Annotated in this window: 26 protein-coding genes and 1 tRNA gene; 9 read left to right on the top strand and 18 right to left on the bottom strand. The window is 67.4% G+C overall.

Going from position 1 to position 23078, the window contains the following annotated elements:
- Positions 1-21: 21 nt before the first annotated feature.
- Entirely contained in the window at positions 22-2766 is a 2745-nt protein-coding gene (aceE, locus tag C5E07_RS05305) for a pyruvate dehydrogenase (acetyl-transferring), homodimeric type (protein WP_104242081.1), read from the bottom strand.
- A 120-nt stretch (positions 2767-2886) separates the two neighbouring features.
- Between aceE and C5E07_RS05310 the strand changes: the two genes are divergently transcribed.
- Together C5E07_RS05310 and C5E07_RS05315 are read left to right on the top strand one after the other, a co-directional pair.
- Positions 2887-3429 (top strand): redoxin domain-containing protein, encoded by a 543-nt coding sequence (locus C5E07_RS05310; RefSeq protein ID WP_146080517.1) that lies wholly within the window; start codon positions 2887-2889, stop codon positions 3427-3429.
- Positions 3420-3495, top strand: a tRNA-Val gene (locus C5E07_RS05315). The genes C5E07_RS05310 and C5E07_RS05315 overlap by 10 nt, the downstream gene beginning before the upstream one ends.
- A 214-nt stretch (positions 3496-3709) precedes the next feature.
- On the opposite strand, the gene C5E07_RS05320 is transcribed toward C5E07_RS05315, so the two are convergent.
- Entirely contained in the window at positions 3710-3967 is a 258-nt protein-coding gene (locus C5E07_RS05320; protein ID WP_104298686.1) for a hypothetical protein, read from the bottom strand.
- A 233-nt stretch (positions 3968-4200) separates the two neighbouring features.
- Here C5E07_RS05320 and C5E07_RS19140 point away from each other — a divergent pair, with 233 nt between their 5' ends.
- Entirely contained in the window at positions 4201-4560 is a 360-nt protein-coding gene (locus C5E07_RS19140; protein WP_146080518.1) for a hypothetical protein, read from the top strand.
- A 600-nt stretch (positions 4561-5160) separates the two neighbouring features.
- The gene (locus C5E07_RS05330) at positions 5161-5844 is read left to right on the top strand and encodes a hypothetical protein (protein WP_104298688.1); all 684 of its coding nucleotides are present in this window, start codon (positions 5161-5163) and stop codon (positions 5842-5844) included.
- Positions 5845-5937: 93 nt separating this feature from the next.
- On the opposite strand, the gene C5E07_RS05335 is transcribed toward C5E07_RS05330, so the two are convergent.
- Positions 5938-7062, bottom strand: a complete 1125-nt coding sequence (locus C5E07_RS05335) for a hypothetical protein (RefSeq protein WP_146080519.1) — start codon at positions 7060-7062, stop codon at positions 5938-5940.
- A gap of 172 nt (positions 7063-7234) precedes the next feature.
- Entirely contained in the window at positions 7235-7381 is a 147-nt protein-coding gene (locus C5E07_RS05340; protein ID WP_181057814.1) for a hypothetical protein, read from the bottom strand.
- A gap of 158 nt (positions 7382-7539) precedes the next feature.
- Here C5E07_RS05340 and C5E07_RS05345 point away from each other — a divergent pair, with 158 nt between their 5' ends.
- Complete coding sequence (locus C5E07_RS05345; RefSeq protein WP_146080520.1) at positions 7540-8070, top strand: hypothetical protein; 531 nt, start codon at positions 7540-7542, stop codon at positions 8068-8070.
- 52 nt (positions 8071-8122) lie between these two features.
- Entirely contained in the window at positions 8123-8644 is a 522-nt protein-coding gene (locus C5E07_RS05350; protein ID WP_104298691.1) for a hypothetical protein, read from the top strand.
- A gap of 26 nt (positions 8645-8670) precedes the next feature.
- Here C5E07_RS05350 and C5E07_RS05355 read toward each other — a convergent pair whose 3' ends face one another.
- Both C5E07_RS05355 and C5E07_RS05360 read right to left on the bottom strand, forming a co-directional pair.
- Positions 8671-9141 (bottom strand): GNAT family N-acetyltransferase, encoded by a 471-nt coding sequence (locus tag C5E07_RS05355; RefSeq protein WP_104298692.1) that lies wholly within the window; start codon positions 9139-9141, stop codon positions 8671-8673.
- Positions 9142-9164: 23 nt separating this feature from the next.
- Positions 9165-9779 (bottom strand): hypothetical protein, encoded by a 615-nt coding sequence (locus C5E07_RS05360; protein ID WP_104298693.1) that lies wholly within the window; start codon positions 9777-9779, stop codon positions 9165-9167.
- A 311-nt stretch (positions 9780-10090) separates the two neighbouring features.
- On the opposite strand from C5E07_RS05360, the gene C5E07_RS05365 reads away from it, so the two are divergent.
- Complete coding sequence (locus tag C5E07_RS05365) at positions 10091-10630, top strand: hypothetical protein (RefSeq protein WP_104298694.1); 540 nt, start codon at positions 10091-10093, stop codon at positions 10628-10630.
- An 85-nt stretch (positions 10631-10715) separates the two neighbouring features.
- Here the strand turns inward: C5E07_RS05365 and C5E07_RS05370 are convergent, their stop codons facing one another.
- From C5E07_RS05370 to C5E07_RS05395, 6 genes are all read right to left on the bottom strand, one after another.
- Entirely contained in the window at positions 10716-11135 is a 420-nt protein-coding gene (locus tag C5E07_RS05370) for a hypothetical protein (RefSeq protein ID WP_104298695.1), read from the bottom strand.
- Positions 11136-11147: 12 nt separating this feature from the next.
- Positions 11148-11648, bottom strand: coding sequence for a DUF1990 family protein (locus C5E07_RS05375; RefSeq protein WP_104298696.1), 501 nt, complete (start codon positions 11646-11648; stop codon positions 11148-11150).
- Positions 11649-11654: 6 nt separating this feature from the next.
- Entirely contained in the window at positions 11655-12701 is a 1047-nt protein-coding gene (locus C5E07_RS19425; protein WP_181057818.1) for a hypothetical protein, read from the bottom strand.
- A gap of 109 nt (positions 12702-12810) precedes the next feature.
- The gene (locus C5E07_RS05385; RefSeq protein WP_104298697.1) at positions 12811-13788 is read right to left on the bottom strand and encodes a zinc-binding dehydrogenase; all 978 of its coding nucleotides are present in this window, start codon (positions 13786-13788) and stop codon (positions 12811-12813) included.
- 2 nt (positions 13789-13790) lie between these two features.
- The gene (locus C5E07_RS05390; RefSeq protein ID WP_104298698.1) at positions 13791-14213 is read right to left on the bottom strand and encodes an organic hydroperoxide resistance protein; all 423 of its coding nucleotides are present in this window, start codon (positions 14211-14213) and stop codon (positions 13791-13793) included.
- A gap of 2 nt (positions 14214-14215) precedes the next feature.
- Positions 14216-14674: a MarR family winged helix-turn-helix transcriptional regulator gene (locus C5E07_RS05395; protein WP_181057819.1), complete on the bottom strand. Its 459-nt coding sequence runs from the start codon at positions 14672-14674 to the stop codon at positions 14216-14218.
- 480 nt (positions 14675-15154) lie between these two features.
- Between C5E07_RS05395 and C5E07_RS19145 the strand changes: the two genes are divergently transcribed.
- Positions 15155-15361, top strand: coding sequence for a hypothetical protein (locus C5E07_RS19145; protein ID WP_146080214.1), 207 nt, complete (start codon positions 15155-15157; stop codon positions 15359-15361).
- 22 nt (positions 15362-15383) lie between these two features.
- Here C5E07_RS19145 and C5E07_RS05405 read toward each other — a convergent pair whose 3' ends face one another.
- Together C5E07_RS05405 and C5E07_RS05410 are read right to left on the bottom strand one after the other, a co-directional pair.
- Positions 15384-16613 (bottom strand): hypothetical protein, encoded by a 1230-nt coding sequence (locus tag C5E07_RS05405; protein WP_104298701.1) that lies wholly within the window; start codon positions 16611-16613, stop codon positions 15384-15386.
- A 149-nt stretch (positions 16614-16762) separates the two neighbouring features.
- Positions 16763-17413, bottom strand: coding sequence for a Pr6Pr family membrane protein (locus C5E07_RS05410; RefSeq protein WP_104298702.1), 651 nt, complete (start codon positions 17411-17413; stop codon positions 16763-16765).
- A gap of 64 nt (positions 17414-17477) precedes the next feature.
- Between C5E07_RS05410 and C5E07_RS05415 the strand changes: the two genes are divergently transcribed.
- Positions 17478-18509, top strand: a complete 1032-nt coding sequence (locus C5E07_RS05415) for a sensor histidine kinase (protein WP_104298703.1) — start codon at positions 17478-17480, stop codon at positions 18507-18509.
- 35 nt (positions 18510-18544) lie between these two features.
- Here C5E07_RS05415 and C5E07_RS05420 read toward each other — a convergent pair whose 3' ends face one another.
- The 4 genes from C5E07_RS05420 to C5E07_RS05435 form a co-directional block, all read right to left on the bottom strand.
- Complete coding sequence (locus C5E07_RS05420; RefSeq protein WP_104298704.1) at positions 18545-19438, bottom strand: SDR family oxidoreductase; 894 nt, start codon at positions 19436-19438, stop codon at positions 18545-18547.
- Between the two features lie 52 nt (positions 19439-19490).
- Positions 19491-20291 (bottom strand): SDR family NAD(P)-dependent oxidoreductase, encoded by an 801-nt coding sequence (locus C5E07_RS05425; protein ID WP_104298705.1) that lies wholly within the window; start codon positions 20289-20291, stop codon positions 19491-19493.
- A 61-nt stretch (positions 20292-20352) separates the two neighbouring features.
- Positions 20353-21243 (bottom strand): SMP-30/gluconolactonase/LRE family protein, encoded by an 891-nt coding sequence (locus C5E07_RS05430; protein ID WP_104298706.1) that lies wholly within the window; start codon positions 21241-21243, stop codon positions 20353-20355.
- Complete coding sequence (locus C5E07_RS05435) at positions 21233-23041, bottom strand: glycoside hydrolase family 15 protein (protein ID WP_104298810.1); 1809 nt, start codon at positions 23039-23041, stop codon at positions 21233-21235. Before C5E07_RS05435 ends, C5E07_RS05430 begins: the two co-directional genes overlap by 11 nt.
- Between the last annotated feature and the right edge of the window lie 37 nt (positions 23042-23078).

Genomic DNA, 23078 nt, shown 5'->3' on the forward strand with positions numbered 1-23078 from the left:
GCGAGCAGGGGAGGAGCGCTGTTAGGCGTCTCCGCCCGCGCTGCCGCTCGTGCCGGCCTTCGGGTTGTGGAGGTCGTACTTGTCGATGGCCTCCTGCACGACCGAACGGTCGATCTTGCCCTGCGTCGCGAGGCGCTCGAGAGCACGAACGACGACGGAGTGGCTGTCGATCAGGTAGTACCGACGTGCGGCGGGACGCGTGTCGGAGATGCCGAAGTCGTCGGCACCGAGCGTCGTGAAGTCATTCTTCACGAACGGACGAATCTGGTCCTGAACCGCGTGCGAGAAGTCGCTCACGGCGATGACGGGGCCTTCCGACGCCTGGAGCTTGTCCGTGACGAAGGGAACCTTGGGCTCCTCGTTCGGGTGCGTCCAGTTGTACTCCTCGGCACGGAGGCCGTCGCGACGGAGCTCGTTCCAGGACGTGACCGACCAGACTTCAGCCGCAACACCCCAGTCCTTCTCCAGGAGCTCCTGCGCTTCGAGGATCCACGGCACACCGACACCCGAGGCGAGCAGCTGGACGCGCGGTCCCTGCGCTTCGGTTCCCTTGAGGTAGTAGATGCCCTTGAGGATGCCCTCGACGTCCACGTTCTCCGGCTCAGCTGGCTGAGCCATCGGCTCGTTGTACACCGTGAGGTAGTACATGACGTTCGGGTCCTGCTTGGGGTTCTCCGACTGGGAATCCGGGCCGTACATCCGCTCGATACCCGCTTGCATGATGTGTGCGAGCTCGTAGGCGAAGGCGGGGTCGTAGGTGACGACTGCCGGGTTGGTGGCTGCGATGATCGGCGAGTGGCCGTCCATGTGCTGCAGGCCCTCGCCGGCGAGCGTCGTGCGCCCGGCCGTGGCTCCGATGAGGAAGCCGCGCGTGAGCTGGTCTGCCGCCGCCCACATGGCGTCGGCGGTGCGCTGGAACCCGAACATGGAGTAGTACATGTAGATCGGGATCATCGCCTCGCCGTGCGTCGAGTACGACGAACCGGCTGCCGTGAACGCGCCCATGGCGCCGGCCTCGTTGATGCCGACGTGGTTGATCTGCCCCTGCTCGCTCTCGCGGTAGGCGAGGAGCAGCTCGCGGTCGACCGACATGTAGTGCTGGCCGTTCGGGTTGTAGATCTTCGCGGTCGGGAAGAACGCGTCGACGCCGAAGGTGCGGGCCTCGTCCGGGATGATCGGGACGATGCGCGACCCGAAGTCCTTGGACCGCATGAGGTCCTTGAGGAGGCGGACGAACGCCATCGTCGAGGCGATCTCCTGCGTGCCGGAGCCCTTCTTGATGGACGCGTAGGTCTTGTCGTCCGGCACGGCGATCTGCGTGAACTTCGAGCGACGCTCCGGCACGAACCCGCCGAGCTCGCGGCGACGCTCCTGCATGTACTGGATCGCCTCGTTGTCGGGACCAGGGTTGTAGTACGGGGGCTGGTAGACGTCGGCCTCGAGTGCTGCATCCGAGATCGGGATGTGCAGCTGGTCGCGGAACGCCTTCAGGTCGGGAAGCGTGAGCTTCTTCATCTGGTGCGTCGCGTTGCGGCCCTCGAAGTGCGGTCCGAGACCGTAGCCCTTGATGGTGTGCGCGAGGATGACGGTCGGCTGTCCCTTGTGCTCGGTCGCCGCCTTGTACGCCGCGTAGACCTTGCGGTAGTCGTGGCCGCCTCGCTTCAGGCCCCAGATCTCGTCGTCGCTGTAGTTCTCGACGAGCTTGAGCGCCTCGGGGTCGCGTCCGAAGAAGTTCTCGCGAACGAATCCGCCCGACTCGGTCTTGTACGTCTGGAAGTCGCCATCGGGCGTTTCGTTCATCAGGGTGCGCAGCGCGCCCTTGTCGTCGCGCTCGAGGAGCGAGTCCCACTCTCGACCCCAGACGACCTTGATGACGTGCCAGCCGGCGCCGCGGAAGAAGCTCTCGAGCTCCTGGATGATCTTGCCGTTGCCGCGAACCGGGCCGTCGAGGCGCTGCAGGTTGCAGTTGACGACGAAGGTGAGGTTGTCGAGGTTCTGGTTGGCTGCGACCTGCAGCTGTCCGCGCGACTCGACCTCATCCATCTCGCCGTCGCCGAGGTAGGCCCAGACGTGTGAGCCGGAGGCGTCCTTCATGCCGCGGTTGGTGAGGTACTTGTTGAACTGCGCCTGCCAGATCGCGTTGAGCGGCCCGATGCCCATCGAGACCGTCGGGAACTGCCAGAAGTCCTTCATGAGGCGGGGGTGCGGGTACGACGGCATGCCGTGCGGGGCAGCGGACTGCTCCTGGCGGAAGCCGTCGAGCTGCTCGGCGCTGATCTGTCCCTGCAGGAAGGCGCGCGAGTAGTTGCCGGGGGAGGCGTGCCCCTGGAAGAAGACCTGGTCGGGCCCATCCGCGTGGTCGTAGCCCTTGAAGAAGTGGTTCAGACCCACTTCGTAGAGGGTCGCCTGCGAGGCGTAGGAGGAGATGTGGCCGCCGACGGCGACCCCTTCGCGCTGGGCGCGCTGCACCGTCATGGCCGCGTTCCAGCGGATCCATGAGCGGTAGGTGCGCTCCAGCGACTCGTCACCTGGGAACTCTGGCTCGTCCTCGGGCGCAATCGAGTTCACGTAATCGGTGGTTGGAACCATGGGAACGCCGAGGTGGCGCTCCCGAGACCGCTCAAGAAGGCTGAGCATGATGTCTCGTCCGCGCTGGTGTCCCTGCGCGTCTACGACCGCATCGAGCGATTCGCGCCATTCGGCGGTCTCCTCGGGGTCGCTGTCAACGTAATGCTCTGAGTACGGATCCTGGTTGTTAACAGCCACCGTCGACCTCATTTCGTTCCGGGTTCGTCACGTCTATGGCGCGCGCCAGGTTATGACGCGCAGTCCACCGGCTAGCCTATCTTTGGTTTGTGCGATGCACACGCAGGTTGGCGTGAATCCTTGTCGAAGCGCGCACAACCGAACATCGCCGTCGGAGAGGGCCTGATCGTGAGCGAATTCGCGCCGCCGCTTGAGCCCATTTCTCTGGTCGACCACCGGGGTGGGATGGGCGTGGTGGCCGGGCCGGCACCGTCATCGCGGCTCGTCGTGTTCGTTCCCATGGCCTTCACGCCCGTGTGCGCCGACGAGATCTCCGACCTCGCCCAGCTGGTGAGTGAAGCCCGGAATCGGCCCGAGTGGGGCTCCGCGCTCGAGGCTCCCGAGGTGCTCGTCGTCTCGACCGACAGCTCAGCTGCGCTGCGAGCGTGGCTCGTCGAGCTCGGCGCGGATGCACTCCTCACCGGCTGCAGCGACTTCTGGCCGCACGGTTTGGCTGCCCGTGCGTATGGTGCGTTCGACGAGGCCGCTGGCACCGCGATGCGACGCTCATTCCTCGTCAGGGCCGACGGCAGCCACCGGGTTGCCGCATCCGCGCGCCCCGGTGAGGCCCGCGTTCGATCGGACCACGCGGCCGCGCTACACTTGCTCGCCGAGGGCCTTTAGCTCAGCTGGTAGAGCGCCACGTTTACACCGTGGATGTCGTCGGTTCGATCCCGGCAGGGCCCACCACTCCGTATCCCTGGTCAGGGCCATCTGCGTTTCCGTCCACTTCAGGCGCGCAGCGGTGGTTCCCAGCGGGAACGTGTCTTCGGTCAAGGAACCTGACATCGACTTCACGCCCCAGAAGAGTGCGCCCCGGACGACCAGGGCCCCGGCGCAGTCCATACGAAAGCGCCGCTGGCTCGACAGATGAGAGGCAGCGGCGCGGTCGTGATCTTGTCGACTAATAGGACAGCGTGACCTTGGACTTCCAGACACTGCCGCTCTTGGCGCAGGTCGATCGGAACGCGGCGTCATAGCCGTTGCCGCCCTGGCGGGCCATGTAGCGGTCGGCGTAGTGCTCGCACAGCTGGAACGAGGGGCCCGTCACGTAGGCGTATGCGACTCCGGCCTGCGCGGGCGCCGCGGCGGTGACTGCGCCAGCGGCGAGCATGATCGCTCCAACGACCCCGCCGACGATCTTCTTCGTTGTGGAACCCATGGTGTCTCCCCACTCCGCTCTGTCCTGGTGCCACGACCATATCGGCGCCCAGCGATCCGTCGCCAGGGAAGTTCTGCCCGTTCCGCTGGGGACTCGCCCGGAGTCTGACTCGAGTTCTGGGACACCCCGTGACCGGCCGTGACAGCGGCGCACACATATACATGGCCCCCGACGGGGAACACTCATGGGTGCACCCGCGCTCGCTTCGGGCGTCCGACCTGTACCGTCGAAGCATGAATCTCGAGGCGGGGGATGAGAACGCGGTCCCAGGCCTTCCACCTCGCTCTTCAGTGCCGGTGGGGACAGAGCGCACCGACTCGTCAGGCATCGTCTGGAGGGCCGGAGTTCACGCCTGGGAGCGAGTCCCGGAACGCCACGGAATGGGCCTCTTGTTGAACGGGCGCCGCGCCGGGATTTTCCGTGCTGTCGCCCTGGTGACCGTGCTGGCAGTCATCTTTCTCGTGCCGCTCGTCGAGGACTGGTGGATGAAAGTGCTGGTCTTCGCCCTCTGCGCCGTGCCGTTCTTCCTCGCAGTCGGGATCACCCGATGGGCGATCGTCAGAGACTCCAGGAACCGGGTGGACGAGCAGTAGACCTAGCCCTGAGCGGTGTGCAGAAGAGCACGTCCGTTGCCGGTGATCGCGCACGCTTCGGCGGTGAGGGCCGGGGGCCCTCGCAGGTTGCTGAGAGACAGGTCCTAGGGCGCGTATCGATGGAGGCCGCGCACATCTGGGTGCACGACACCGCGAGGCCTTCATCATGCTTCCGATGTCACCCGTGGCGCTCGGGGATGGAGGAGCACCTGCGGATCGAGCTGGGGGAAGAAACGGAACGCGCATCAGCTGGTGATTCACTTTCCAGTGCCGGTCTGCGGTGAAGGCCTTGGCCGTCGATCCCGCGACAGCGAGGTTCTATCCTGCGCCAAGGCGACCTGAGGAATCTTCGCGCGTGCTGGACTCTGCACAAGAGAGTGAAACGAGTTCCACGTGCCCCAATCATCCCCACTCGGGTATGCCCGTCTCCAGGCTCGGGAATCCAAAGACAGCGTTCACTTTGCCGCGTTACTCAACAGCACCGGCATCACGCTGGTCGACACGGAACATGCCGAGAGCTACAGCATCTCAGCGCTCCGAGGCCCATCCTTCATCTGTGCGTGGGCGAGCGTCCCCGCATCGAGCTACCAAGTGCACCGGATGGGAACGTCGATCGAGTCGCGGACCTTGTTCGTCTTCGCGAACGCCGGTCAGGTCCGCGTCGGGTTGGACGGGCAGACGGTGTCGCTCGCCCGCGGGGAGGTGTCTGCAGTCGCCCCGGGGAGCTCAACCATCGAGCTCATCGCTGCGGGTGAGCGGACCGAGGTCATCCTGTTCAGCATCGACTTGCCGGTTGCCGGTCGCGGCGATTCTGCTTCTCCCATGGAAGGCATCACGCGGCTCGTCGACCCAACGCTCAACACGTTCGTCTTCACAGCCTGCTACGGCCTCGCGCAGGCACCCACGCCAGTGTCCAAAGCGACCGCGGACACGATTGAACACGCTGCCGCAACCCTCGCCCGAGGCCTGCTGGCGCGCATGGCTCACCTACAGGAGCCCGACCTCTACCTGGCATCCTTGAGGCACATCCGTCTGCATGCTGCAGACGCCAGCCTCACCCCCGTCTCTCTCGCAGATCGGTTCAAGGTCTCGACGCGCAAGCTGCAGGTTCGCTACAACCAGGAAGGCGACACTGTCGTCTCCGCCATCAGACGAAGCCGGGCGGTCATCGCGCGCAGCATCTGGCAACAGGAGCCCTCCCTCGCCGCATCGGTCGTCGCCTCGAGGTCGGGGTTCGCGTCCGCTCGGGGCCTGCGACGCGCACTCGCCGAACTCCCCGACTGAGGTTGCCCACAAGACCGGGCTCGTGGGCGCACCACACCATGTTGGACGGGATGTTTTCGAACCCTGTCGCGTGCGGTTGCTCGCCCTGCCACCTCAGACGCACCAGCTCAGTGAGATGTGGCCCGCGTGCCCACGAGCGGCCCCCGACAGGAGACCGGAAGGTGCAAGCGCGTCGTTGCTGATGGGAGTGCCGAGGGCAGTCGCCGCGCGGTACGAAGAGCCAGCGACTCCAGTGCCGGTGGAGATGGTGAGACGGGTGGTGCCGGTGAACTGCGACCCGACCATTCCTCCGCCTCCGCCCCCTGCGTAGCCGCCGCCCCCGCCACCGGCGGAAGCGGCGAAGGAGCCCCCGCCGTTGTTCAACCGGGCGGCACCGTTGCCGTCATTGCCGCCGCCGTTGGAGCCGAGCCCGAAGTTCTGACCGTTCGACCCCTCGACCCTGGTCGGCGGTCCCCAGTTGCCATTGGCGACCCGATACTGGGCCGTGCCACCGCGCGTGCCGCCGACAGAGTTATTCGCGGCGGTGGCAGGGTTCACCGCGAGTCCCGGAGCGGTGGTGTTCACGCTGCCGACCGCGCCGACACGCCCGTTGGGGGCGGAGCTACCGGCGTTGGCTGTCCCGTAGTTGAATCCAGTCGTCGCGTCCGGTGCCTGATACACGGTCGTCTGCTGCGTCGAGCCTTGAACGGTCTCTCGTACGGCGGAACCGCCTCCTCCGCCGGAGACCACGAGCGGAGTTCCACCGAGCGATCCGAGCAGGAGTGCGCTGCCGCCACCACCGGCACCCGCAGGGCCACCAGGGTTGTCGCGGGGCCCGGGCGTCGAGTTTCCCCCACTGCCGTACCCAGTTCCGCCTACGGCCGTGGTGCCGTCTGTCTTCACCTCGCCGCCCTGCCCGACCACGATCCCGAAGGTACGCTGGGCGACCGTGGCGTTGGTGGGCAGCGTGATGCGCCCGCTGGAATTCGCCCCCTGGCCGCCAGCGACGGTGGAGCCCGCACCGCCCCCGGCACCGCGCACAACGAAATCGACGTCCCTCGCCCCAGCCGGCACCGTGAAGGTGGTCAGCTGTCCGGCGGTACTGAAGACCTGGCTGGCCGTCGTGCACGTCGATGCCGCCGCGACTGGAACTGCCGTTGCTGTTGCCAGTACGGGCAGGCTCCATGCCGCCCCGCGCAGAATGCTGCGCCGGCCATGGTTTTTTGCATCACCTGTCATGTGTTCTGTCGCATTTCTCGAGTCGTGGGGGACGCGGCTCGCGTGAGAGCGGCACGTGCGCATTCGGAACTGCTGCTCATCCTGGGGAGATCTGCGCGGGAATGCGACGGGTGATGTCCTGACTGCAGATAAGCGACGATTTCTTGCGCAAAATGCCCCGCACGCTGCTTTGTCATTCCGTGGGGACTTCGAGCGAGTGCGTCACCGAAGAGCTGTAGACAGAGGCGCGTGAGTTGATGTCAGTGCGGTTCGGTGTCGTGAACAGGCACCCGAGCGGACCGCTCTCGGCGGAGTACACGCTGAGGTTCGGGTCCGCCATCTTGGCCTCCTTGTCCTCCATCCAGTCGAACAGCACCACGAGGGGCTCGACCGGGCATCGCTCGCCTCATCGTGTGCCCGAGTTCACGGGAGCAGAACCGTGGTGCGCGCGCCGCGGGGCACTGTCAGCTGTGAGTGCCCAGTAACTAACATGTGGGCATGACCTCTCAGATGCCGTTCATTCGAGCCACGTTCTCCGGCGCCCTCGTCAACCCGGCAGGAAACGGGTACGTGCCAGGAAACGTGGAGGTCAGCGACGGTTGGGTGACGCTCTGGGCACTCACGCCAGACGGGTGGACGGTCGTGGTTCGTGCGCCAGCGCCAGAGGTGAGCGTCAGGTCGACCGCGCAGAAGATCCGCCTCTCCGTCGGCGGACGGCAGTACCTGCTCCTCGCTGACCCCGATGCCGTGATTCGCGCGCTCGGGTACAGCACGGCCGGGGCCGTCGCGGCCGTCCTCGACCGCCCGGTTGCGGGAGCCGCAGCCGACGTCGGAGCCCTCCGGAACCAGATCTCGGCTGCCAACTCGTGGAATGTGGGCGGAGGTCCGCAGTTCCTCGATGCCGCACGACAGTCAGGAGCGCGCGTCTCACGGCTCGGGTACGGGGCGATCGCAGCGATCGGATGCGGAGCCGGCATCGCCGCGGTGCTGCTCGTCACCGTCATCACGGTCCTCATCATCACGCTCTGACGGACCCCAGCGCTGCCCCGTGCGGTGACGCCGTCAGGCCTATGCTGAGCCGGTGCACATCACCGAACGTTTCGCGGGGCTCGTCGAAGCCGAACTTGCCGACAAGCCCTTCGCGGTCGTCCGAGTACCAGGTGGCTTTGACGTCGGCTTCGCACTCGCCGATGCCCGGTGGGTGGGCATCCTCGCGGTCAACGACGTTCGCGACAGAATCACGTACAACGTTCGAGTGAACGAGCACGCGGGGAAGTTCAGCATCAACGACACCCTGCGTCGCATCAGCTGGAGCGCCGGGGTGTCCGGAATGGTCCCTCGACTCGGTTTCTCGATGTCCTACCAGTCGGGTCGGGTCAAGTACGGTCGCGTGATCCAGCTCGGCGTCGCGCCTGGTGGGTTCGAGGTGGCGTTCAGTCCCGAGGAGGAACGGGCTCGTATCAGAGGGATCGGGCAGGAGCTCGGTCTGAAGCCGGGGTTGAGCAGGTCGGTCCTGATCGGGCTCTGGACGGCTGGCGGGGTCGTCGGTCTGTGCATCCTTGGCGCGGCGATCGCGCTCATCATCCAAGCGTTCCTCGGGTAGCGCCGCCGGACGCCCTTGTGCGACACCTAGCTTGGTGTCGCCTCACCACTGTGCGGATTCGCGTTGTAGGTGATCGATTCCGAGAGCGCTCCGAACTGCTCGTAGAGGCGTCGCGCTGGGTCGTTTCCTGGCTTTGTCGTCCACCGGAGCACCGAGAACGCCCCCGTCTCCAGCTGCGCCGCGAGGTGGCTCAGCATCATTCGCGCGACGCCGCGTCCTCTTGCCTCAGGGCGGGTGAAGAGATCGTCCAGGTAGATGCCCGCGTCGCCGAGGATCGGGCGAGGGAAGCGGCGGTAGTGCGCGAACCCGAGGAGCCCTTCATCGTCCTCGACCACGATTGCCTGCAACGCTAGGTCGGCGTGGATCCAGGACCACACGACTTCGTTGATGCTGGCGTCCGGAGAGTAGCCGGCCGTCTGTCGGTACGAGTCAAACATCTCCGACCAGGCGACTCGATCACTCACTTGGATTTCACGAAGAGTCAGCGCCTCAAGCATGGGCGGACTCTATCGCGGTCAGATCAGGGCAGGTCGAGTTCCCACTCGCCCCGCTGGGAGACGAAGATCAGTGAAGGACCGGCCGCGAGCTCTCCTCGGAAGTCGGCATCCCTGCGCTGCTCACTGACCGCCTCGGACGGTGTCTCTCCACCGCCGGTGCCGTCTGCGCCCGAGCGGTACTCCGTGATCGACATGCCGACCCCGGTGTCCGGCTTCACGCCCGTGAACGCGCCGCCCGGACCGTCGTAGAGATACGCGCCGTACCCCGTCCCGGATTCGGGGAGCTGGGGCGCAGAGTCGATGGGACGAACGGTGACCTCCCAGGCTCCGTCGGCGTCGACGAGCAGTGCCGAGGGCGGCTCGTTCGCTGCCCACCACATCGTCTGGCCGGCGAAGGAAGTCGGGTCTGCTGTATAGCCCTCGATGCTCGTGTCGAGCAGGATCATCCCGAGCTCACCCTCGGAGTCCTCGGACCACAGCGTCAGGGGTGCGCTGCCGTCATAGGCGATGTCGATGATGCCGGAACGTGCCTTGGAGACCTCGGCGGGCAGCTCGACGCGCAGCTCGCCGGTGCCGCTCGACGTGTACTCATCGAATGTTCCGAAGGTCTCGGAAGCCCACTCCCCGGAGTCGGCCACGGGAGTGAGCGAGGACGGTGGCGGAGGTGCGGAGTCTGTTTCCTGATTCTCAGGGGGCGCCACCGACGAGCATCCGGTCAGCACAACGGCCGCTGCGAGCAACGCGATCAAGAGATGAGGGCGTGCTCCGGCGCTTCGTCGAGAACTCGCTTCTGGACTTCGGCGCATGCTCTGAGCCTAGAGAAGATGGAGCATCATGGCGAGGGGTCTGCTTGCGCCCAAGAATCGTCGGCTCACCCTCAGTCCTTGCTTCCCGGCCTTCGCTAGGGTGGCATCGAGCTGCATGGGCAGCGACCGCTCAGGAGAAGATCATGCCGAATCGAGCACACCGCGCAGAGGAGGAATCGCTCGCCGACTTCCTCGCGGATTACACCCCCGTCGAGGCGAAGTTCGCGTTGTCTACCGGCGACACTCCGCTCCTTCGAGCGATGCTGAATGCCGATCTGCTCGCCCGTGTCGGCATCGCGGAACGGCTCCTCGACGACGGCGCGGATGCCGCGGTCACGCTCGGTTCGGGGCTCAACGCCTTGCACCTGCTCTTCTCGAACCGAGAGCACGACCTCGGTAGGGAAGCGGTGCTCGTCGGCCGACTCATCGCGGGCGGTGCCGACCCGAATGCGGTGTCGAAACGCCAGGGGCCGCCACTGCTCGTCATGATCGACTCAGGGATGGCGTCGCTTGCCGGGATAGGCGCTGTCATCGACGCGATCACCGAGTCGACGACGATCGACCTCGAGGTACTCGTCAACCGCAAGGGGAGACCACGGAAGACGCTGCGTGACGAGATCGCGAGCACTCCGTGGCACCTTCCGGAGGTGAGGGAGCGCTTGGGGATTCCGCAGGATCAGTGAGGGCCACTGACGCCGCGACCGGAGAGACCAGCCGTTCTCGCAGGAGTCCGGGCTTCGTCAGGTGGCAGGATGCGCGTTTCTCGTCTCAGCCTCCGACCGCGTAGACGTTGTTCGAGACCTGGGTCGCGTGGCTCGGCGCATCGTGCCCGTCCGGGACGACGAAGAACGTGGGTCCGCCTCCGGTACCTGTTGTCATCGTGCCGCCGGGCCCAGCGCATCCGCCGACCCAGTCGTCAGCGTTCGCGTAGGCGAGCAGGCAGACTGCGAGGTCGTCGGATCCGGCGCTCAACCAGAGGTCGGTACCGGCGTAGTCTCCGACCCATCGAACGGTGTCGGCGTCGAACTCATCCAGGGCGTACTCGGGGAGGTCGGCGGGTAGAACCTTGCCAGCTTGCGGGGCCTCGTCGAGGTCCGCGTAGGTGGATGCTGCGGCTGAGCACGCGGAGGTCGCTCCGAGCAGGACTGCAGCGCCAGCGAGGGTGAGCGCCTTCGGAGTGCGTGACATCTCCCCATGCTGTCACGGGCGACTCCTCAGTGCCTCGAGGTACCGCCGAGTCATCCCCGTCTGCACGCGCCGGGCGATCGGACCGCCGATGCGCGTGAACCAGCGACCCGGAGCCGAGAACGCGACGATGCTGAACACGACCTCATCTGTTTCGGTCAAGCGGACCTCGAACCGTTCCTCACCTCGTTCCGGATGCCCGGGCAGCGTCCCATATGCGAAGCCACAGGAGGTCGAGGTGCGCTCGGCCCAGACGACGAGGCAGGGGATTCGGAACCGCAGCGGCCCGATTCGCAACCGCATGACCACGCGCGTGCCCTCGCGAAGCGGGACATCGGAGAGCTGAACCTCGGCTCCTGCTCGGCGCTGCGCCTGTCCTTCGAGCAGCTCGGTGGCTGCCCGCTCGAACGTGCCGCGCCCGTGCCCGATGACGAGCGACTCGCGGACGTGGTGGTAGCCGCTCGGCAGCCTCTTCTCGGCGGTTGCGCCGACCTCCGCGTAAGTGAGCTCGGACATCGGGCGTCAGTAGTTCGCGGGCTCGTCGACCGCGGACGCAGAGACGACCGCGGCGATCTGCATGCCCTCTGTTGCGCTCGTGAACAACGCCACGAACAGGTCGTCGCCCACTGGCCAGAGGTCGACGTGCTCGATCGACGTCACCACCAGCTTGTTTGCCACCCAGGAGTCCTTCGCTGGCGCTTCAGCCCGCGGGGCGCCCCATGCCGCGATGAACGCGGACCGCACGTCACTCATCAGGCTGGCAAGGGTCGTCTCTTCGTCGAGCCCGGTCGGCTCCCGCCCCGTGATGATCTCCAGCTCGTGCCCCCAGGCTGCGGTTGTCAACCGCAGTCCATCGAGTCGACGGAAGCGGATGCCGTCGATACGCGGTTCGTGGAGCAGCTTCCTGCAGGCCGAGACGACCGCACCGATGTCCACGGCCGGCAGGACGAACGGAGTGGTGTCCGGCTCCGGTGCGGGACCCCCGGCCGGGACTTCCAGCTCCTCGCCCTTGACCTCACCGACCCAGGCGTCGAAGGGGTCCGGCTCGCGGACCGACCACTCCGGTGGCGCGGAGACATCGAACTCCTGCTCGACCCAGGCGCGGAACTCTGCGAGGGCAGCCACCGATTCGGCGTCTTCGTCGGTGGGTGCTTCGCCGATGGAGGAGCTGTTCAGCTCCAGGTAGCCGATGGCCAGGAGGCGGAGGAAGTCGACGGCGTCGTCAGCGACGAAGAGTCGCTCGCCCTCGGAGCCGAGGACGACCACGCGCACCTCGTCGGAAGGGTCTCGCCAGAGCGCCGCGAAGCCTCCGGTTCCGTCGGTCTGGCCGAGGGGGAACAGTCGGTCGTGTCCGTTCTCTCCTGGCTCGAACCAGCCGGTGAGCGTCTCGGTGGGGGAGAAGGTGATGCCGAGCTCTGCCGTTCCGGCGTACGGAGTCAGGAAGTAGCCGTGCTTGTTCTCGAACCCCCACCCCTGAGCCTCCATCCACGTCCAGGCCCGTTCGAGGGGCTCCGGGATGCTCATCCCCGGCGGGAGCTTCGGTGCGAGGAGCTGTGAGAGTTTCGACATGGCTCAAGCATGCCTGCGTCGTTTGAATGAGTCCGGAGAGTGAAGCTGCGTCCGGACGACGAGAGCCCCGCCCCACACTTCGTGGGACGGGGCAGGGGGTCGGCTGCAGCTACGGGCGGAGCAGCACCTTGCCGACACGGCCGGAGGTGAGGCTCGCCTCGACCGCATCCGTGATCTTCTCGAATGGGAACACCTCGGCTACAGGAACCGTCAGCTGACCAGATCCGAGGTGCTGGAGCAGCTCCCCGAACAGGCGCTGCTTGAGGCCGGCGTCGATGGACTGGCTGACCTTGCTGCCCCAGAATCCGCGCACCGTGGCCTGCTTGAAGATGACGTCACCGGAGGACAGCTCGAGCGTGGGGGACGCCATGGCGCCGAAGACGACGAGCTCGCCGTTCTCGGCGAGGAGCGAGAGCACCTCGCCGGCGGACTTGCCGCCCACCGACTCGATGCCGACCTTGATGGGTGCGCCGCCCGTGATCTCGGCGACCCGGTCCCGCCAGCCCTCGGAGCTGGTCGCGACGATGCGCTCGATGCCCTGCTCGCGCAGCTCCTCGACGCCCTCATCGCGGCGCACGAGGCCGACGACGTTCACGCCTCGCGCGGCTCCGAGCTGCGCGATCATGCGGCCGACCGCGCCATTCGCGGCGTTCTGCACAAGCCAGTCGCCGCGCTCGAGGCCAAGCGACTCGAGCAGGCTGATGGCGCTGAAGGGCATCGCGACGAGCTGCGCGGCCGCTTCGTCCGGGACGGAATCCGGCACGGGGACAAGGCCTGCAGCCGGGGTGGTCACGTACTCGGCCCAAGCGCCGAACGACCCGCCAGTGGCGACCCGCTGACCGACAGCCAGCGAATCGACCCCGGCGCCGAGCGCGTCGACGATGCCGACGGCCTCGGTTCCGGCCCGCGCCGGCAGCTCCGGCTCGAAGCCGTAGGTTCCACGCACGGTCCAGAGGTCGTGGTTGTGGATGGTGGAGAGCAGGATCCGCAGGCGCACCTCGCCGGGGCCGGGCTGCGGAAGCTCGTGATCCTCGACGGTCAGGACGTCCTGGGGTTCTCCGAAAGTGGAGTGGGTGATGGTGCGCATGTTCAGTCCTCCGAGACTGTGATCGTGACGTCGATGTTGCCGCGGGTGGCGTTCGAGTAGGGGCAGACCTGGTGGGCGGCGTCGGCGAGTGCCTGTGCTTCGTCATGTCCCAGGTTCGGGATCACGACTTCCAGCAGCACGGCGAGCTGGAATCCTTCTTCGCCGTTCGGCCCGATGTGCACCCGGCCGCCGACGCTCGAGTCTCGAACGTCGACCTTCTTGCCTCTGGCGACGGCGTGCAGTGCCGAGTGGAAGCAGGCCGCGTATCCCGCGGCGAAGAGCTGCTCGGGGTTCGCGCCGCCGCCTGGCCCGCCCATCTCCTTGGGGATGGCCATCGTGAGGTCGACGGTGCCGTCGCTCGTGACGACGCGACCGTCTCGTCCCTGGCCGGTCGAGAGCGCTTCCGCGGTGTAGAGCACGTCCACAGCTAGTCCTTCTTTCCTTGTGATTCCGCCTGTGCGGCGGTGGTTTGCATGGTCTCAGTCAGGTGCTGCAGCGTGCGCAGGAGCGCCGCCGCCGATTCCTGGCTGTCGAGGCCGGTCCCCGCGGCGATGCGGGCCGGGATGTGCGAGAGCTGTCCGCGCAATGCGGTGCCGCGCTCGGCGAGTGCGACCACGACGACTCGTTCGTCACCTCGACGTCGCTCGCGGGTGACGAGTCCTGCATCCGCCATGCGCTTCAGGAGCGGTGAGAGGGTGCCGGAGTCGAGCTGCAGGAGCTCCCCGAGGGAGCTCACCGATTGCTCGCCGTCGTTCCAGAGGATCACGAGCACGAGGTACTGCGGATACGTGATGCCGACTGGCTCGAGCAGCTTGCGGTAGGCCTGCGTCGTGGCGCGGCTTGCGGCGTAGAGGGAGAAGCAGATCATCTCATCGGTTACCGGCATGCGCCAAGCATTGCACACAATTGAGTTGTGCACAACTTAATCTGAGAGGGGGATCAGCGCATTGCCAAGTGGCGGCTCAGACCTGGCCCGGTCTGGTCTGGTCTGGTCTGGCAGAGCCGTGCACGCCGGGCCTCGGCACGACGACGACAGGGCCAACTGCGCGGCCTGGGAACCGTGACCTGAACGTAGCCGTTCGGGCCGATCCGAGGGGATAGATTGATGGCTCCCCAACACGGAGGAGCGCCTGTGGCCCGCCCGTCGTCGAACAAGCGTCGCAGCCCCGGAGCGGGCGGCGCGAAGCGCGTCCGAACGACCCCGCGGGCAGGTCGCGGGAAGGCCCGCGCACCCCGTGTCGGCTCGACCACAGCGAAGCGGAGCCAGCCGCCCCGACGACAGACCTCGTCCGCGCGGACTGCGACGCGTGCGAAGCGCTCGCCGAGCTCGCGCCGCGCGACTCCCTGGTGGACGCAGCCGACGACCGTGACCTCGTCGCTGCGCTATCCCCGCCTCGCCGCGGCCGGCTTCCTGCTGGCCGTCACCGCCGTCACGCTCGCGGCCACGTTCGGAATCCTGTTGCTCTTCGTCCCCGACGTCGCTCTGCGCACCCTCGAGCAGTGCATCCAGTTCGGGACCCGCCTCGTGGGTCTCGGCCAGGCGATGGTCGACGCCGTGGCTCGGCTGCTCTGACCGACCGCGGTCTCCCGCTCGCTCACCGGCCGCTTGCAACCGCGAGGGTGGCGCTTGCGACGCGAAGCGACACGGTCGAAAGGCAGGTCTCGAGCGGACCGCGGCGAGCCGAGGCCGCCAGCACGAAGCTGATGGTGCCGAGGATCGCAAGCTGGAGAGCGAAAGCGGGAAGTCCAACGACCAGCCAGGTGGCACCGCTGTCTGCAGCGGCAGCGCCCATCGTGATCGCATACAGAAGCCCGATCGACAGGATGTGGGCAACGTACAGCGTCAGGGGCGCGGCACCGCCGGCCCGGATGATGCGCGCGGGGAGACTTGCTGACACACCGGCCATCGCCTCTCGACGGACCAGGAGCCCCACGACGGCGAGCGCGAGACCGGCCGTGCGCACTATGTCGCCCGTCGAGCCGCTGTGCGGCGCCGCGGTCAAGATCGCCTCAAGGCCGCCGCCGATGGGGGCACCGTAGCCTGAGCTCAGGCCGAACAGCTGGACGGTCAGGGCGTCCATGCCCAGTTCGCCGAGGCGCGGCACCGTGAGGAGCTGTACCGCGAGGGGTGAGATCACGGTCGCGGCGACGGAGGCACCGATGCCCCAGACAGCGAGCCTCCGCCCGAGTGCAGCACTGGTCCCCGCCGCGCGCGCAGCGAGTATGGCCCGCGCTCCGACGACCCCGATGAGCGCGTACGTGAGCCAGGTGACAACCGGATACGTCCCCGTGAACGTGACGGAGTGCAGGAATGCCCACGGCGAGTCGAAGGAGAGCTCCCCGACGGACTCGAGTGCAAGCGCTGAGCGAAGAGCATGGTTCGCGATCGGACCGGCCACCGCGAGTCCGACGGTGATGCTCAGGAGCCATCGGGTCGGCACCCATAGCAGTGGTGCGAGCAGGACCAGAGTCACTCCGAACGGGACGAGCACCACCACGATCGGCCCTGACACGAACTGCAGCACGAACCCGAGAGTCAGGAGGAGCAGGCCGCGAACGACAAGGGCGGTGGCGGCGCCGAGTCGACCGGAATGCGAGACGCGGCCTCGTGATGCGAGAACGGCGCTGGCCCCGCCGAGGACGGCGAACAGTGTCGAAGGTGGCCCGTCGATGAGCAGATTCAGACCTGGCACAGGAATCAGGCTGACGTGCGAGGCCACCATTCCGACGATGGCAATGAAACGTGCGGTGTCGAATGCGAAGAGGCGCTGCTGCGAGGCAGCTGGCCCAGGGGCAGCCGCGGGGCGCTCGAGAGAAGTTGGCATGGGTTCAAAGCTGTCAGCTGAAGGTGCCCGCTACGACCCGCTCTGGAACCATCTGACTCGGTCCAGAGGATGACCGGAAAGCGACGAGCGGATGACATTCGTGACGGAGAACCCGTAGATCAGAGCCCAGCACGGATCGTCGCCGCGACTCAGTGCTGAACCGTCGCCCGAGGCAGGCCGCGGAATCGCGAGGCCCACCAGACGAGCGACGCGGCCGCGATGAGGGCGACGAGGAGGCCCACGACGTGGAGCGCCAGGAGAGCAATGCCGCGCTCCGGCAGCAGGAAGCCGTATGGAACCCACCCGTCAGTCGCGCCTCGCAGCAGCACGACGAGCATCCACAGGAGCGGGTAGGGGAGCACGAGCCAGAGCCCACGCCACGGGAGTGGGCGGCGATCTCCGACGAGCAGCCAGTCGAGGACCACGTAGGCGGGGAAGACCACGTGGAGGATGGCGCTGGCCCAGGGAGGAGCGGAGCCAGTTCCGGGGACGAGGGTGTTGTAGATCACCCCGACGATGATCATGCAGCTCGTGGCGATCGCGCGCAGTAGGGTGAGCCAATTTGGTGCTGTGCGCCCGCGGACAGCGAGGACGCCTGCGACGATGAGGAGCAGACTCGTGAACAGGCTCGTCTGATTCGTGAAGTAGCCGAAGAAGTCGAACGGGTTGTCGTCGCCGACCTCGATTCGGCCCGCGTAGGTGAACCCGAGCAGCCCGATGGTGCCCAGCCCGACGGCGATCCGCAGCGCAGCGACAGGGGCAGGCGCCCTCGCGGTCGTCGTCTTCGGAGTGCTCGTCACCTGCGTCAGACTAGGGCCGCGCGGCTGACACGTGACTGCGACCGGCCCATCTACGATCGGGACCGTGACCGACGACTCCCTCCTTCGCGACCAAGCAGCTCCCGACTCGCCCGAAGCCGGGTTGGCCGATGCCATCGATGAGGTCCTCGAGACCGCGACGACGCTGCTCCTCGAGCGTGGCGACGCCGCCGTCGAGGACGGGCAGCTTGATCCGGTGTTCCGAGCCCACGTCGTCGGCATCCTCACGGAGGCGTGGACGAGGTTGGCCGGTCTCCGCGACTACGGGCACCTGCAAGCGCCCGCCGCGATGGATCTGGGCCTCATGCAGGCGACCGCCGATGTCCTCCTGTCGCAGGGATTGCACCCAGCGCAGCCCCTCGTCTCGGCGAACCTCCTGTTCGAGACCGCGCTCCCCGTCTTCGCGGGTCGCCTTCCTGTGCCGACTGTGACCGTCGCGCTCGTCCTGCACGCGAGCGTCTTCGGCAGGTTCGTCCCCGGTGCGCTCGCCTACGCCGAGACGCTGCGCACCCAGCTCTCCGGCGTCCAGCGAGTGGCCGAGCTCAGGCTGGCTCGCCAGCTTCGCGAGACCGTGCTGCCCTCGCTTGCCGGCGATGACGCTGCCCTCGTGGAGGCGATGGCCTGGGATCTGGAGCGTCCCGCCCCCGCAGGCTTCCCGGATGCCCTCATGGACTACGCCGCACACGAGCTGGCGGGCGCGGCTCCCGTCGAGGTCACGGAGATCGGGACGAGGGGCGCGGTATCGGCACCAGCCGCCGAAGAGCTCCACGCGATCGCCGTCGAGGCGATCCGGAACGCCCGGCGGCATGCAGGGGCGAGCCGCATCGACGTGGTCGTGCTCTGGCGGCCCTCCACGCTGGTGCTCACGGTCACCGATGACGGCACCGGCGCCGCAGCGCCCCTCGAGCAGCTCGCGGCGACCACGTTCGGGGTCGGATCCATGCGTCAGCGCGCAGCGCTGGTGCACGCCCGCATCCGCTTCGAGACGGACGAGACCGGAACGACCGTGACCATCACCTGCCCGACGACGGCTGATCCGGAGACGACCCCGGAAACGAGCGCGGACGCCCGAGCCTGAGGCCCGGGCGCCCGCTTCCGTGGGACAGGGGAGCCCTACGGTGTCGGCATGCCGCCGTTCACGTTCAGTGTCTCGCCGAGCACATAGCTCGACTCGGGCGACGCGAGGAAAACGTACGCGGGTGCAAGCTCAGCCGGCTGACCCATGCGGCCGAGCGGCGTGTCCTCGCCGAACTCCTCGACCTTCTCCGGCGGCTGACCGTCGGTGACCTGCAGGGGCGTCCAGATCGGTCCGGGGGCGACGGCGTTCACGCGGATGCCCTTGGGCGCGAGCTGCTGGGCGAGCGCCTTCGTGAAGGCGTTGATGGTCGCCTTCGTCGACGCGTAGTCGACGAGGATGGCCGCGGGCGAGTAGGCCTGGATGGACGTCGTGTTGATGATCGTCGAACCCGGCGGGAGGTGGGGGATCGCGGCCTTGGAGATCTCGAACATCGCGTAGACGTTGACCTTGAACGTCTCGTCGAACTGCTCGCTCGTGAGCGTCGTGAGGTCTTCGTTGAAGATCTGCTTGCCCGCGTTGTTGACGAGGATGTCGAGTCCGCCGAGCTTCGCGACCGCCGCATCCGCGAGGCCCTTCACGTACTTGTCGTCGGTCAGGTCGCCGGGGAGCTGCACCACGTTGACGCCCGCGTCCTGGGCGATGGCGGTGATCCGGTCGGCGTCCTCCTGCTCCTCGGGCAGGTAGGCGAGCGCGACGTCGGCGCCTTCGCGGGCGAACGCGATGACCGTGGCGGCGCCGATGCCGGAGTCACCGCCGGTCACGAGTGCGCGACGCCCCTTGAGGCGCCCGGATCCCTCGTAGGTGCTCTCGCCCAGGTCCGCCGTGTCACGGAGCTTCGCGTCGAGGCCCGGCTCGGTCTGGTCGTCGGAGTTCGGCGTGATCTCGCTGTAGAGCTTGGTGGGGTCGGTGAAGGTGTACTGATTTGCCATGTTCGTCTCCTGTACGTGGTGTCTGTGGTGGTGTGCGGGCGCCGAGCGGCGGCTAGATCGTCACGACCGAGCCCGAGTCGACCCGGTAGTTCGAGCCGTTCACGAACGAGGCCCGGTCTGAGCAGAGGAAGGTGATGACGGAGGCGACCTCGCTCGGCTCGCCGCGGCGGCCCAGCTCCATGTACGGTCGCTCCTCGTCGAGGAACGACTCGATCGCCTCGTCGACGTCCGTGCCGAGCTCCTTGGCGCGCTTCTCCATCATCGCGTCGGTCATCGGCGTCGAGATGAAGGCCGGGGAGACCGCGTTCACGAGCAGTCCCTCCGACGCGTAGCTGCGTGAGAGTCCTTTGGAGAGCGCGAGGATGCCGGCCTTCGCCGCGCAGTAGGGAAGCTCGTCGTCGTAGGGCTGCACCGCATCCTCAGAGGCGAGGAACACGATCCTGCCCCAACCGCCCTTGCGGAGCGAGGGGAGGAACTGCCGGACGAGCCGGACGGGACCGAGCAGGTCGATCTCGACGGTCTTCGTCCATCCCTCGTCGTCGATCTCGTGGAATAGCCCCTGCGCCCCGGTGATCCCCGCGGACTGCACGAGGATGTCGATGTCGCCCACGTGCTCCTGCACGAAGCCGTGCAGTTCGGCGAGCTCATCGAGTCGGGTGATGTCGGCCGCGTGCGCGAACAGCCTGCCGTCCGGCGCCTCGAGCTTGGCGGCCGCCTCCGCGAGTGCGTCCGGGTCCTTGTCGCTCAGGACGACGATCGCGCCCTCGTCGAGCAGCTGCCTGGCGGTCTCCCAGCCGATGCCGGAGTCCCCTCCGGTGATGAGTGCCTTCTTGCCGGTGATGCCGAGATCCATGTGCGTGTCTCCAGTCTTGGTTCGAGAAGTGACGTGCGTGGGGAAGAGAAGAACGAGGGGGTCACTGCGGGCTCGCGGATGCCCCGAAGACGTTGGCGGGGCGACCGTGCCCGACGCCCTCGATGGCGAAGATCGAGCCGCTGAGGGGTGCGTCGACGAGGTCGCTCTCGGTGAGGTTCTCTCGCGCCGTTCCGACGAACAGCGTCGAGAGCCCGTCGCCGCCGAAGGCGACCGACGTGACGTTCGGCGCCGGAAGGGTGAGGTCACCCAACGGCGACGCGCTGGGGTCCCAGTGCGCCACGCGTCCAGCCCCGTAGATGCCGTTCCAGAACGAGCCGTCGATGTCCCTGGCCAGCCCGTCCGAGTTGCGCCCGTGGATGAACGGCTCCAGCTCGCCGAGGTCGTCGGGGCCAGGGCCGTAGCTCGCCCGGTAGATGGTCTGCGTCGACGTGTCGGTCACGAAGATCGTGTCGCCGGAGTCGCTCCATTCGAGGCCGTTCGTCGTGTGGAACCCACCGAGGAGCAGGCGGACGGTGCCGTCGGCGTCGAAGGTGTACAGTGCTCCATCCGCCGCGGGCGAGGTGGTGTTCATCGACCCGACGACGAAGCGGCCGAACGGGTCGACCTTGCCCTCGTTGAAGCGGATGCCACCGTGGGAGTGGACGACGGAGGCGATGGTCTTCTGCAGCTCACCGTCCGGCCCGAGCACGACGATGCGGTCCTGGAGCGACGCCACGAAGCCACCCCCGGCAGCTGGCTGCACGGCGCTGACCGGGGCGGGGAGAACGGAGACTCGGTCGTCGCTGCCGTCGCGAGCCCCGTCGAGCCTCGCCCGATGGAAGGTGCCCATCGTGATGTCGACCCAGGCGAGTTCGGAGGTGCGAGCATCCCACCAGATGCTCTCGACGAGCACCGAGCGCAGCTCGCGGAAGACGGTCGGTTCACTGGTCATCTGTGGCTTCTTCCGGTGCGAGCTGTCTGATCAGGAGGGCGGCGTTGATGAGCGCGAGGTGGCTGAGTCCCTGCGGGAGGTTGCCCCAGAAGGCACCGTCGCCGGTGGCGATCATCTCGGCGAGCAGCCCGACGTCGTTGGTCTGCTCGACGAGCTCGTCCATTGCCGCGATCGCCTCCGAGGAACGGCCGACGCAGGCGAGCGCCGAGACCCGCCAGAAGGCGCAGGCGACGAAGGTGTGCTCTTCGCTGGCGACTCCCGAGTACCGGTAGAGGAGAGCGCCGCGGCCGAGTTCCCTGCTCAGGGCGTCGATGGTGGACGACATGCGCTCACCGCGATCGAAGCCGCTCGGCGCGTGGAGCAGCACGGAGGCGTCGAGGCGATCCGAGCCGGGATGCATGACGTAGCTGCCGAGCTCCTCAGACCAGCAGTGCTCCAGCGTCCACGCTCGGATGCGGTCCCGTTCCGCTCGCCAGCGGTCGACGTCTCCTTCGATGTGCGCGCCCTCTGCGAGCGCGATCGCGTCGTTGAGCGCCTGCCAGCACCCCATCTTGGAGGAGGTGTAGTGCTGTTCTTCGCCGAGCTCCCACATTCCTGCGTCTCGCTTGCGCCAGTCGTCGCAGGCCTTGTCGGCCACCTTGGCGAGGAGTCGTGCGGTTTCGACGTCGAGGAGGTTGCCGTCGTCGACGTAGGTGCGGCTGATGGCGATGAGGTCGCCGTAGATGCCGAGCTGCAGCTGCCCTTGCGCGGGGTTTCCCGTCACGACGGGGCCGTTGCCGCGCCACCCGGGGACGTCGTACTTCTCGACGCCCGCGCACGTCTCGCCGTTGAGCGAGTACATGACGTAGATGTCCGGGCCCTGCTCGCGGATGGTGCGCAGCAGCCAGGAGATCGCCGCGTGCGTCTCCTCCCTGAGGCCGAACCAGACGAGGGCGTGCGCGGTGTAGGCGAGGTCGCGGATCCAGGCGAACCGATAGTCCCAGTTCTTGCCGCCTGCCGGGTTCTCGGGCAGCGACGACGTTCCCGCCGCGGCGATAGCACCCGTGGGACTGTAGATGAGGAGCTTCAGCGCCAGCGCGCTGCGCTGCACCTGCTTGGACCATGGGCCGTCGTAGGAGAACTCCTCGGACCAGCTCAGCCAGCTCTCGATGGTTCGGTCGATGCCCTTGTCGACGTTCTCTGGCTCGGGAACGCGGAGGGGCTCGCCCTCGGTGGCGGTCAGGACCAGCAGGTGTCGCGAATCGGGTGCGGTCGTGAACCCGCCGCGGAGTTCGGCCTCCTCCGCTCCGCTGCGCGGGTCGGCGCTCTCGGGGCCGTGCTCGCTGCCGACGACGGCGAGGGAGAGCTCGCCGCACCGGATGATGGTGTGCTGGCCGACGCGGTCGAGCCACGGGGACCTGGTGCCGAGCATCGTGCCGGGTACGACGCGCCAGGTGAACTCGACGCTGCCGTCGATGCCGTCGATTCGTCGGGCGAGCTCGGCCCAGGGCAGGCGCCCGGCGACGCCCGTGACCATGGCGTCGGTGACGCGTGCCACACCGCTCCCGCTCGTGTAGGTGGTCTCGAGCACGTTGGTCTGCTCGATGTAGCGCCTCGTGGACGTGAAGTCGCCCGCGGGGGTCAGCTCGACGTACCCGCCTGTCTCGTCGTCGAGGAGGCGCGCGAAGACCGGGAGCGAGTCGAGGTTGGGCAGCGGCAGCCAGTCGATTCGCCCGTCGGGCGTGACGAGGGCGATGGTGCGCCCGTCGCCGATGGCGGCGTAGTCGCGAAGGGGGAATCCGGGGGGAGTCTGCGTCATGAGGGTCACGACGCTACGGGAAGGCTCGGTCCGCTCC

The sequence above is a fragment of the Pseudoclavibacter sp. RFBJ3 genome, from assembly GCF_002931375.1.
Lineage (GTDB): Bacteria > Actinomycetota > Actinomycetes > Actinomycetales > Microbacteriaceae > Pseudoclavibacter.